The sequence below is a fragment of the Nocardia sp. NPDC052316 genome, assembly GCF_044547795.1.
Lineage (GTDB): Bacteria > Actinomycetota > Actinomycetes > Mycobacteriales > Mycobacteriaceae > Nocardia.
In genome coordinates this window covers 595,668-607,640 of sequence record NZ_JBIUBB010000005.1, presented here as the reverse complement: position 1 = coordinate 607,640, position 11,973 = coordinate 595,668, and the positions used below count along the sequence as shown (strand labels likewise).

The 11,973-nt window shown below is 68.0% G+C and carries 8 protein-coding genes; 7 read left to right on the top strand and 1 reads right to left on the bottom strand.

Annotation, left to right across the window (positions count from 1 at the left end):
- Positions 1 to 38 precede the first annotated feature (38 nt).
- Positions 39 to 674: a pyridoxamine 5'-phosphate oxidase family protein gene (locus tag ACIHA7_RS26310; protein ID WP_397293596.1), complete on the top strand. Its 636-nt coding sequence runs from the start codon at positions 39 to 41 to the stop codon at positions 672 to 674.
- Between the two features lie 10 nt (positions 675 to 684).
- On the opposite strand, the gene ACIHA7_RS26305 is transcribed toward ACIHA7_RS26310, so the two are convergent.
- Entirely contained in the window at positions 685 to 1,140 is a 456-nt protein-coding gene (locus ACIHA7_RS26305) for a GtrA family protein (protein WP_147135459.1), read from the bottom strand.
- A 98-nt stretch (positions 1,141 to 1,238) separates the two neighbouring features.
- On the opposite strand from ACIHA7_RS26305, the gene ACIHA7_RS26300 reads away from it, so the two are divergent.
- The 6 genes from ACIHA7_RS26300 to ACIHA7_RS26275 all read left to right on the top strand — a co-directional run bounded on the left by ACIHA7_RS26300 (position 1,239) and on the right by ACIHA7_RS26275 (position 11,581).
- On the top strand, positions 1,239 to 2,720 hold the full coding sequence (locus tag ACIHA7_RS26300) for an FAD-binding protein (protein ID WP_397293595.1): 1,482 nt from the start codon (positions 1,239 to 1,241) through the stop codon (positions 2,718 to 2,720).
- Positions 2,717 to 3,496 carry a decaprenylphospho-beta-D-erythro-pentofuranosid-2-ulose 2-reductase gene (locus tag ACIHA7_RS26295; protein WP_397293594.1) on the top strand — a complete coding sequence of 260 codons (780 nt, stop codon included), beginning with the start codon at positions 2,717 to 2,719 and terminating at the stop codon, positions 3,494 to 3,496. Before ACIHA7_RS26300 ends, ACIHA7_RS26295 begins: the two co-directional genes overlap by 4 nt.
- A 378-nt stretch (positions 3,497 to 3,874) precedes the next feature.
- The gene (locus tag ACIHA7_RS26290) at positions 3,875 to 5,800 is read left to right on the top strand and encodes an arabinofuranosyltransferase (RefSeq protein WP_397293863.1); all 1,926 of its coding nucleotides are present in this window, start codon (positions 3,875 to 3,877) and stop codon (positions 5,798 to 5,800) included.
- A gap of 153 nt (positions 5,801 to 5,953) precedes the next feature.
- Complete coding sequence (locus ACIHA7_RS26285; RefSeq protein WP_397293593.1) at positions 5,954 to 7,822, top strand: glycosyl transferase; 1,869 nt, start codon at positions 5,954 to 5,956, stop codon at positions 7,820 to 7,822.
- 59 nt (positions 7,823 to 7,881) lie between these two features.
- Complete coding sequence (locus tag ACIHA7_RS26280) at positions 7,882 to 11,283, top strand: arabinosyltransferase domain-containing protein (RefSeq protein ID WP_397293592.1); 3,402 nt, start codon at positions 7,882 to 7,884, stop codon at positions 11,281 to 11,283.
- Between the two features lie 136 nt (positions 11,284 to 11,419).
- Positions 11,420 to 11,581, top strand: a complete 162-nt coding sequence (locus ACIHA7_RS26275; RefSeq protein ID WP_167768902.1) for a hypothetical protein — start codon at positions 11,420 to 11,422, stop codon at positions 11,579 to 11,581.
- The last annotated feature ends 392 nt before the right edge of the window (positions 11,582 to 11,973 follow it).

The window sequence follows — 11,973 nt, the reverse complement described above, 5'->3', positions numbered from 1 at the left end:
CGCAGGATCCGGATTCCGGCTACCAGAGGGTGACGAGAATGCCCAGTACGCAGTGCGGCAGTGACGGCGAGCACGAGCTACAGGAGCGGTACGGCACACAGGACAGAGCGGCGCGTTTCTACCACGACCAGGTGCTCGAGCAGCTCAATCCCACGATGATCGAGTTCATCGCCCGGATGGACATGGCCTTCATCGCCACCTCGGACAAGCACGGCGAGTGCGACTCGACCTTCCGGGCGGGCGAACCCGGCTTTCTGCACGTCATCGACGAACGCACGATTGCGTACCCCGAATACCGCGGCAACGGCGTGCACGCCAGCCTGGGCAACATCCTGGAAAACCCGCACGTAGGCATCCTGCTAATCGATTTCGTGCGCGATCTGATCGGCCTGCACATCAACGGATCGGCCCGCATCATCTCGGACGCCACCTTGCGCAACGCGGTGTCCGGCCTGCCCGAGAACCCCAAGGGCCGCACCGCCGAACGCTGGGTGGTGGTCGACGTCGAAGAGGCCTACATCCACTGCCGCAAGCACATTCCACACCTCGTCCCCGCCGACCGCGAACGCCGCGACTGGGGCACCGACAACGTCCGCGCCAAGGGCGGCGACTACTTCGGTGCCAAAGCACAGAGCGGCGACCGGGTCGAGGTGGCCGCGCTGGTCACCCGCTGATCGAGCAGGCCTAGTGGATCTTGAAGATCACCAGGCGCTGGACGACGAAGTTGATGACGGTGGCGGTGCCCTGGGCGACGACGAAGGCGAGCAGCTGGCGCCAGACGGCGTCGGGCAGGGCTTCGTAGAGCACCGCGTTGATACCCACCTGGACGGCGAAGGTGACCGCGTAGAGGATCACCACGGCGACGAACCGGGCTCGGCTCGGCGCCGCCTGGAAGGTCCACCGGCGGTTGATCAGGTACGCCGTGGTGGTGCCCGCGATGAAGCTGAGCGACTTCGCGGCCTCGCGCGGCAGCCCGAGCACGTTGAACAGCAGGCTGTACAGCCCGAAGTCGACGACCGCCGACAGACCGCCGGTCAGCGTGAACCGGACGATCTGGGTCTTCAGGTCGACGTCGGTACCGCCCGGCTCGTCGACCAGCGGCAGCTCGGCCGGGAGCGGCAGGTGGGGTTCGGCATGCACGCGACGAGCGTAGCGGTCACCAAAACGATATGTAGATCACTACTCCGGAGTAAGAGACCTCGACCGGATGTCCGGTCATACCTGTAGCCTCTATCCCGATGTCCACGAAAGCTCCGACCGCCACCACGACAACCGGTAACGAGAGCGGCACCACCGTCACAAACGATGGGGCCGACGCCGGGAACGCGTTCGCATTGCCGACGCACACCCGCACGTTGACCGGGTGGGGTCGCACCGCACCAACCTCTTCCGAAGTGCTCTCGACCAGCGATCCCGAACTGATCGCCAAGGCCGTCGCCATGGTCGCCGAGGACAACGACTCCAAGCCACCGCACCTGCGCCGCGGCGTCATCGCGCGCGGGCTCGGGCGCTCCTACGGCGACCACGCGCAGAACGCGGGCGGGCTGGTCGTCGATATGACGGCGCTGAACCACATCCACCGGATCGACCGCGATACGCGGATCGTCGACGTGGACGGCGGCGTCAGCCTGGACCAGCTCATGAAGGCGGCACTGCCGTTCGGGCTCTGGGTCCCGGTGCTGCCTGGCACCCGCCAGGTGACGATCGGCGGCGCGATCGCCTCCGACATCCACGGTAAGAACCATCACAGCGAGGGCAGCTTCGGCAACCACGTGCGCTCGATCGATCTGCTGACCGCCGATGGGCAGGTGCAGCACATCACCCCGAAGCGCAACGCCAAGCTGTTCTGGGCGACCGTCGGCGGCAACGGGCTGACCGGCATCATCCTGCGCGCGACCATCGAGATGACGCCGACGGAGTCGGCGTACTTCCTCAACGATGGTGTGAAGACCACCACGCTCGACGAGACCATCGCGGCACACAGCGACGGCAGCGAGGCGAACTACACGTATTCGAGCGCGTGGTTCGACGTGATCAGCCCGCTGCCGAAGCTCGGCCGGGCCACCATCACCCGCGGCAGGCTGGCCAAGGTCGACGAGCTGCCCAAGCGTCTGCGCAAGAAGCCGCTGAAATTCGATGCGCCGCAGCTGATGACCGTGCCCGACATCTTCCCGAACTGGACCATGAACAAGCTCACGCTGCGGTCCATCGGCGAGGCGTACTACGCCATGGGCGGCAACTACACCGGCAAGGTGCAGAACCTGACGCAGTTCTATCACCCGCTGGACATGATCGCGGAGTGGAACCGTGGCTACGGTTCCAACGGATTCCTGCAGTACCAGTTCGTGGTGCCGACCGAGGCGGTCGAGGAGTTCAAGCGGATCATCATCGATATCCAGGGGTCCGGGCACTACTCGGCGCTCAACGTGTTCAAGCTGTTCGGCGCGAGCAACCCGGCGCCGCTGAGCTTCCCGATGCCGGGCTGGAACATCTGCGTCGACTTCCCGATCAAACCGGGTTTGAACGAGCTGGTCAGCGAGCTGGACCGGCGGGTGCTCGAGTTCGGCGGCAGGCTGTACACCGCGAAGGACTCGCGGACCACCGCGGAGACGTTCCACCAGATGTACCCGCGGATCGACGAGTGGATCAAGATCCGCCGAACCGTCGATCCCACAGGCGTTTTCATGTCCGATATGGCGAGAAGGCTGGAGCTGCAGTGATCAATGCCGTAGGAAACCCGCAGGCCATCCTGCTGCTCGGCGGGACCTCCGAAATCGGCCTGGCGATCTGCGCGGAATACCTGAAGAAGGGCCCCGCGCGCATCGTGCTCGCGGCGCTGCCCAACGATCCGCTGCGCGAGGAAGCGGTCGCGCAGATGAAGGCGGCGGGTGCGAGCCAGGTCGACGTCATCGACTTCGACGCCCTCGACACCGACAGCCACCCGAAGGTGATCGACGCGGCGTGGGACGGCGGCGACGTCGATGTCGCCATCGTCGCGTTCGGGCTGCTCGGCAATGCCGAGGAGCTGTGGCAGGACCAGCGCAAGGCCGTGCAGATCGCCGGAATCAACTACACCGCCGCGGTGTCGGTCGGCGTGCTGATCGGCGAGAAGATGAAGGCGCAGGGCTACGGCCGGATCATCGCCATGTCCTCGGCGGCCGGTGAGCGGGTGCGCCGCTCGAACTTCGTCTACGGCTCGACCAAGGCCGGCCTGGACGGGTTCTACCTCGGCCTCGGCGAGGCGCTGCGGCCGTTCGGCCCGCGCGTGCTGGTCATCCGGCCCGGTCAGGTGCGCACCAAGACCACCATCGACGCCTGGGCCTCGGCCGGCGTCAAGGAGGCTCCGCTCACCGTCGACAAGGAAGACGTTGCGGCGCTTGCGGTTTCGGCTTCCCAGCGGGGCAAGGACCTGATCTGGGCACCCGGCGCATTCCGCTACGTGATGATGATCTTGCGCCACATCCCGCGCCCGATCTTCCGCAAGCTGCCCATCTGAGTTTTTGCTGCCTGCCGCACCTCGATCCGACCCCGCACCTGGTAAGCGGGTCGGCGAGGTGCGGTTTTCGTTTCGCCACGACCGGCACATGTCGCCGCATCCGCAGCCGGACCTGGCAGCATGATCGCCGATCCCCCGCACGCTCTCGATCCGAGACCGTGCGGCGCCGACGCGAATGCTCAGCCCGAGTGAACCCGGAGATGCCATGCGAGTAGTCCGAGAATGCCGCACCGGCACGGCGTGCCCGGCGCACGTCCAGGCCGCCGGAGTTGGCCGATGACGGCCACGGTCGCCGAGCGGGGCGAGGCACCCGCTCCCGTGCGTGGGCGAGGTGCGTTGCTGCTCAGGCACATCGGGTCCGGTGTTGGCGAGGCGCTGATGGCAACGTTGGTCGCCATCGCGGTGACCACGGTGGGGCTCGTGGCGTTTTCGATGGTGCAGTGGCCCGCGTTCAACTCCTCCAATGTGACTCGGGCATTGACGACCGTGGGGCAGGTCGTCGCCGCGGTTTTCGTGGTCGCGGCCATCGCGCTGGTTCGACACGGGGACCGTGGCAACTGGTTCACGCGGCCGTGGGTCGCGAAAGTGCTTTCTTGGGTTGGCATTTCGACGTTTGTCACCTGCACCCTCGGCATGCCGTTGGCGGCGACCAAGCTGTATCTGTTCGGTGTCTCGGTGGATCAGGAGTTCCGTACCGAATACCTGACCCGCCTCACCGACTCGGCCGCACTGCACGACATGACCTACGCGGATCTGCCGCCGTTCTATCCGGCAGGCTGGTTCTGGATCGGCGGACGGGTCGCGAACGTGCTCGGCATGGACGGCTGGGAGGCGTTCAAGCCGTATGCGATCGGGTCGATCGCGGTGGCGGCGGTGGTCTCGCTCGTGCTGTGGTCCAAGCTGATTCGCGCGGACTGGGCGATCGCGGTCACGGCGGCGGTCACCGCGCTCGCGGTGGCATACGCCGCGCCGGAGGCGTACAGCTCGGTGATCGTCATCCTGCTGCCGCCCGCGCTCGTCCTCGCGTGGGGCGCGCTGCACCGGCCGGCCGAAGCGACCGCCGGACGCGGCACCGCAGGCGGTTGGGGCGCGGTGGTCGGCACCGGACTCTTCCTCGGCGTGGCGGCGAGCTTCTACACCCTCTACTTCGCCGTCGCGGCCTTCGCCGTCGGCCTGATGGGTCTGGCGTCCGCCTGGCTCGCGGGGCGCGAACAGCGGCTCGCCGGTCATCCTCGGCGGGCGCGCACCGCCGAGAGCGTGGCGCGGCCGGCGTGGCGGGCCGCCGTCCCGCCGCTGGTGCGGCTGGTGGTGATCGCCGCGATCGCCGCGGTAGTCGCGCTGATCGTGTGGCTGCCAATCCTGTTGAAGGCATTGGACGGGGTACCGACGAGATCCGGTTCGGCGTTCCACTACCTGCCGGAGGGCGGTGCCGAGCTGGCGTTCCCGATGGCGGAGTTCTCGTTGCGTGGCGCGCTGTGCCTGGTCGGGTTGATCTGGCTGGTGGTGCGGGCGGCGTCGTCGCGACGGGCGCAGGCGCTCGGCATCGGCGTGGTCGCGATCTACCTGTGGACGCTGCTGTCGATGACGGCTACCGCGGCGGGCACCACCCTGCTGTCGTTCCGACTGGAGCCGGTCCTGCTGGTCCTGCTCGCGGCGGCGGGCGCCTTCGGCTTCGTCGAGGGCGCGCGGGCCATCTATCAGGCCATCGGCGAGCCCAGCCGGTTCCGGCTCGCGGCGGTGGCCGTCGCCGTCGTCGGCGCGCTGGCGTTCACCCAGCAGATCCCGCACATTCTGGGGCCGGAGATCACCACCGCGTACACCGACACCGACGGTGACGGCGTCCGCGCGGATCAACGCCCGCCCTCGGCCGTCGCGCACTACCGGGCGGTGGACGCGGCGCTCACCGCGCAGACCGGGCGCCCGCGCTCGGACACGGTGGTCCTCACCGCCGACACCAGCTTCCTGTCCTTCTACCCGTACTACGGCTTCCAGGCGCTCACCTCGCACTACGCCAACCCGCTCGCCGACTTCGCGGGCCGGGCCGCGACCATCGAGGGCTGGAGCAAGCTGAAGTCCTCCGGTGCGCTGCTGGACGCCATGGCCGCCTGCCCGTGGCGCGCCCCGGACGCCTTCCTGTTCCGGCGCGCCGATGACGCCTACACCTTGCGCCTCGCCAAGGACGTCTACCCGAACGATCCCAATGTCGAGCGCTACACCGTCAGTTTTCCCAAGGAGCTCTTCGCCGACCCGCGCTTCACGACTACCGACATCGGGCCGTTCGCGCTGGTCACTCTCCGCCGGTAGCGCAGCTCCGCATGGAACATCTCAGATGCGCGTCCTCACCTGCGCGTCTGCGATGTCCCGCGCGCCCGTCAGCCCCCGTTGCCAGGCACAACACAGCCTGTTCGGTTACCGTGGGCGGCTGAGTTAGAGCTAGCTAGTAGGAGAAGTTTGCAGGTGGTACGGGTAGAGCAGGTCGATTCGGGCGGTTTGGACGGGTCGGTTGTCGGGGTCGCGAGCAGGGAATCCATCGCGACCGGAGTGCTCACCAAGGGCCCGTCGGCCCCGGTTCGCAGGCGAAGACTCCCCCGTGTCCGGGTCAACCGGTTCGACCTGTTCGCCGGGCTCGGCTACCTCGCGCTGGCCACCTTGGTCCTGTCCGGGCAGTGGCGCAATACGCAGAGCGGGTACCTGATCAAGAGCGGTCAGGACCAGACGATGTGGGAGTGGTTCTTCGCGGTCACCGCGCACTCGGTGGCGAATCTGGAGAATCCGCTCGGCACGAACCTGCAGAACTTCCCCGCCGGGGTGAACATGATGGCCAACACGGCCATGTTCGGGGTCGGGGTGCCGTTCACGCCGATCACCCTGATGTTCGGGCCGACGGTGACGTTCGTGCTCGTGCTCACCCTCGGCCTGGCCGCCACCGCGCTCGGCTGGTATTGGCTGTTCTCCAGAGAACTCGTCGAATCCAAGTTCGCGGCGAGCCTCGGCGGGCTGTTCTGCGGCTTCGCGCCCGCGATGATCTCGCATGCCAACGCCCACCCCAATTTCGTTGTGCTGGTGCTTCTTCCGGTCATCGCGGGACACCTGATCCGGATGGCGCGGCGGGCCGACGCGGTGGGGGCGCGCGGGCGGATCCGGGATGCCGTCGTGCTCGGTTTGCTCGTCGCGATGCAGATCGCGCTGGGCGAGGAGCCGCTGCTGATCTTCGCGCTGGCGTTCGGGCTCTTCGCGGTCGTGTACTACCTGCACACACCGCGGCTCGGGCTGCGCGCGTTGCGCCGGGTCACGCCGACGGTGCTGCTCGCGGCGGCGCTCACCCTGGTGCTCACCGCGATACCGCTGTGGTGGCAGTTCTTCGGGCCGCAGAGTTACCGATCGATCGATCACGGGCCGATGGGCAACGACCTGAAGGCGATCGTGCAGTTCCCGTCCGAGTCGCTTGGCGGGATATTCTCGCCCGGCCAGTACGTGGCGATCAACGAGACCGAGCAGAACGCCTACTTCGGCTGGCCGCTGCTGCTGCTCGTCGCCGCCACCGCCACCCTGCTGTGGCGGGATCGACTGGTGCGCGCCGCGGGCGCGGTGATCGCGGTGTTCGGGGTGCTCTCGCTCGGTGCGGTCGCCATGCTGGGCAAGCGCAGCACCGGCGTCGAATTGCCTTGGCGCTGGGCCGAAAAGGTTCCGCTGCTCAACACGGTGCTGGAGTCCCGGCTCACCATGGCGGCGATCCCCGCCATCGCGGTGATCCTGGCACTGGCGAGCGATCGGGCCGTCCGGGCGTGGCGCGAGTCACCGGTCGACTGGCGACCGCTGGCCTGGTTCGGCACGCTCGCGTGCGTGTTGCTGCCGCTGGTGCCGACGGTGCTGCCGGTGATCGAGCGCGCGCCGACGCCGGAGTTCTTCGCGGGCGGCGCGGTGCGCGAGTACGTCCGCGACGGATCGGTGGTCATGGTGCCGCCGCCGCGCCCCGCCGACGCGCGGGCGTTGCGCTGGCAGGCCGACGCGGGGTTCGACTTCCCACTGGCCGGCGGGTACTTCGTCGGGCCGACCGGGACGCAGAAGAAAGGCATCTACGGCCCGGAGCTGCGCCCGACCACCGCGCTGCTCGTGCAGGCGCAAGACACCGGAATCGTGCCGCCGATCGGTGCCGAGGAACGCGCGCAACTGCAGAACGACCTGAACTTCTGGCAGGCCGACGTGCTGGTGCTGCCCGCAACCGCGAACGGCGACACGCTGTCGGCCACCGTGACGCGGTTGCTCGGCTTCGGCCCGATCCGGGTGGACGACGTGTGGATTTGGAACGTTCGCGCGCTGCGGTGAGCGCCGGTAACAGTGGTGATCACCGGGTCCGGCCCATCGGGTAGCTAGCATCAACCCCCGTGCGACCGGACCGATCAACTCGAGCGTTCACCCGTTACCGCCTGATCGCCCTCGTCTCCGGGTTCCTGGGATTCGTGCTGGCGCTGCTGACACCGCTGTTGCCGGTGCGGCAGGACCAGGCCACGCTGGACTGGCCACAGGCCGGGGTCGGCAGCGTCGAGGCGCCGCTGGTGTCGTATCAGCCACTGCGGCTGACCGCGACGCTGCCGTGCTCGGTCATCCAGGCGGTGGGGACGGGCACGGTGGTGTCCACCGTGCCGGTCGCCTCGGGCCAGGCCGCCAGCAAGGGGCTGGTCGTCTCGGTCACCGACGACACGCTGTCGGTGGTGCTGCGCGACGTTCCGCTGCTGTCCGCGCCGGTCGCCGAGATCACCGCGGCGGGCTGCACCGCACTCACCGTCGACTCGACCGCCACCGCGACGACCACGGAGATCACCGGGGCGTCCCGGCAGGACGGAACGCCCTTCCGTAACACCGTGACTCGCGACATCCGCCCGCAGGTGGTCGGGGTGTTCACCGATCTGGCGGCCGATCGGTTGGCCGATGCCAGGGTGCACGCCGACATCGACTCCCGGTTCTCCTCGTCGCCGACGGTGCTGAAGCTGGCGGCGATCGTCGCGGCCGTGCTGTGCACCCTCATCGCGCTGATCGCACTGCACCTGCTGGACACCAGCGACCGGCGCCGGGCCCGCCGGTTCCTGCCCGCGCACTGGTGGCGGTTCACCGTGACCGACGGCGTGGTGCTCGGCACGCTCGGCCTGTGGCACTTCATCGGCGCCAACACCTCCGACGACGGCTACATCCTGAACATGGCGCGGGCCTCCGGGCACGCCGGGTACATGGCGAACTACTACCGCTGGTTCGCGGTGCCCGAGGCGCCGTTCGGCTGGTCCTACGAGGTACTCGCCTGGATGACCCGGATCTCCGATGCCTCGCCGTGGATGCGGCTGCCCGCCGTGCTCGCCGGCGTGGTCTGCTGGCTGGTGATCAGCCGGGAAGTGTTGCCGCGCCTGGGTGCTCGGGTGCGGCGGAACAAGGTCGCGCTGTGGACGGCCGGGCTGGTGTTCCTCGCGTTCTGGCTGCCCTATGACAACGGGCTGCGGCCCGAACCGCTGATCGCGGCGGGTGCGCTGCTCACCTGGTGCTCGATCGAACGGGCCATCGCCACCGGGCGGTTGCTGCCCGCGGCGGTCGCGGTGTTGATCGCGGGGTTCTCGCTGGCCGCCGGGCCCACCGGGCTCATCTGCATCGCTGCGTTGATCGCGGGATCGCGGCCGGTGTTGCAGATCATCATCAAGCGGGCGCGCGGGGTGGTGCCCGCGGTCGGCGGTGGTGTGGCCGAAAGCCCAACGGGGGCAATGGGGCTCGAGCCTGCGGGTTCGCCGACTACGCCCGCGGATACGGGGACCGAGGCGGCGAACAGTGCGACCACGAAGTCAGGGGCACACGAGTCCCCGCGACCTTCCTGGGCGACAACGCTCTTCCGCTATCTGGCACTGCTCGCACCCGGCCTTTCCGCCGGAACCCTCGTGCTGGTGGTGGTTTTCGCCGATCAGACCCTCTCCACCGTGCTGGAAGCCACCCGGGTGCGCACCATCGTCGGGCCGAACGTGGCCTGGTTCGACGAACGCACGCGATGGGATTCGCTGCTGATGCTCTCCCCGGACGGGTCGCTGGCGCGGCGGTTCGGCGTGCTGGTCATGCTGCTGTGCCTGCTCGTCTGCGTGCTCCAGGTGCTGCGCAAGGGTCGCATCCCCGGCACCTCGCGCGGACCGTCGGTGCGGATTCTCGGCATCGTGTTCGCGTCGCTGGTCCTGATGATGTTCACGCCGACCAAGTGGACGCACCACTTCGGTGTGTACGCAGGCTTGGCCGGATCGCTGGCCGCGCTCGCGGCAGTCGCGGTGGGCAGCGAGGGAATTCGCTTGCCGCGCAACCGGGCGCTGTTCGCGGCGGCGGTGCTCTTCCTGCTCGCGATCACCTTCACCGGGTCCAACGGCTGGTGGTATGTGTCCAGCTACGGGGTGCCGTGGTGGGACAAGGCGCCGCTGTTCGCGGGCAAGGGCTTCTCCACGCTGTTCCTGGGGCTCAGCGGGGTGGCGCTGGTGGTCGCCGTCTGGCTGCACTATCGAGAGCCGTACCGCCGGGCTCGCACGGCGCCCAAACGATTCGATCGATTCGCGACCGCACCGCTGACCATCGCCGCGGCGGTTCTGGTGTTGTTCGAGGTGATGTCGCTGGCCAAGGCGGCGGTCGCGCAGTACCCCGCGTACTCGGTGGCAAAGTCGAATCTCCAGTCATTGACGGGTGATCCGTGCGCGCTGGCCAACGAGGTGCTGGTGGAGACGGACACCGCCAACTCGCTTCTGCTCCCCTACTCGGGCTCGCCCGCCGACGGATTAGCGGCTGAAACAAAGGGATTCACGCCCAACGGTGTCGCGAGCGACCTGACCGCCGACGCGGACGAAACCGTGGCGGGCGGCGCGAACTCGGTGAACTCCGACGCCGAGAACAAGACCACCAAGACCACCGGCGCGGGCACCGGAGGCGGCACCACCACGCAGACCGGCATCAACGGCAGCACGGTCGCCTTGCCGTTCGGCCTCGACCCGGCGACCACGCCGATCATGGGCAGCTACCAGGAGGGCGAGCAGCAGCAGGCCGCGCTGACCTCCCAGTGGTATCGCCTCGATCTGGCCGACAGTATGCGCCACGACCCCGCCTACCAGGTGCTCGCGATCACCGCGGCGGGCCGGATCAGGCATGTCGACGCCGACGGTGTGGTGACCTACGGTCAGGAGCTGCATCTCGAATACGGCGTGCGCGAGGCGGACGGCTCGGTGCGCAAGCTCGGCACGGTCGACCCGATCGACATCGGGCCCGCGCCGTCCTGGCGCAACCTGCGGGTGCCGTTGGACCAGCTGCCGGTCGAGGCGAACGCGGTGCGGCTCGTCGCGATCGACAACGACATCACGCAGAAGCAGTGGCTGGCCGTCACCCCGCCCCGGCTGCCCAAGCTGGCCCCGCTGAATTCTGTTGTCGGCTCGCATGATCCGGTGCTGCTCGACTGGCACGTCGGACTCGCCTTCCCGTGCCAGCGGCCGTTCGACCATCACGACGGCGTCGCCGAGGTGCCGAACTGGCGCATCCTGCCCGACCGGGTCGGCTCCGACGCGTCCAACGCCTGGCAGGACGACATCGGCGGCGGGCCACTCGGCTGGACCGGGCTGCTGCTGAAGTCGGAAACCATCCCCAGCTACCTCGATCACGACTGGTCGCGCGACTGGGGTTCGCTGGAGAAGTTCACCCCCTACGACCCGAAGGCCGAACCGGCTCGGATCGGCGTCACCGTCGAAACCCGCACCGGTCTGGCCACCGACGATCCGATCCGGGTCCGCTAGGTCGGCCGCCGCGCGACACCGAACCAGCCGGTTCGGTGTTGCGCTGGCGCAAAAATGTCGTAAACAGACCGGTTGGAAGCCTATTTCGCCGCACGATCGCAGGACGAAACCCACAGAAATCCGTAATCTGTGCAGTATGACGTCGACCTTCGACCACATGGATCTGCGCGATCTCGTTGGTCTCCTCACCGCCGAAGAACAGCGCGAACTGCGCCCCGCAGTGCTGCGCGTACTGGACCGCCTCCCCGCCCAGGAAGTCCTCCGCCGCGAACTCGGTCTGCGTATGACCAAGGTCTGAGCAACCCCACGGCCACTGCACCGGCGCGAAGCGATCCATACCGCACAATCCACGGTATGCCGTTGCCGCGCAACATAATCAGAGTCGCAACCCCCTAGGTTTTGTCTCCCAGGTCGACTGCGCACTGACCAACTGCGACAAAGTCGCCGACCCGGGCCGCTACGCCACCGAACCGGGCATTCTTGTTCCATACCGCCCGTCCCTTCTGGGGCGGGTTCAATTTTTTGGTCGCGCCGGAAGCACGCTGACCAAGCTGAGACACAGTCTCAAACCTGTCATCCAGCCGTCGAGTGCTGAGTCTGGCAACGCGCAGATGACGTTCTAGACCTCGGAGTCGGCTGTTACAACGCCCGGTCTCTGTCACCAACGATCACAGGCCCGTCGAGGCCGGC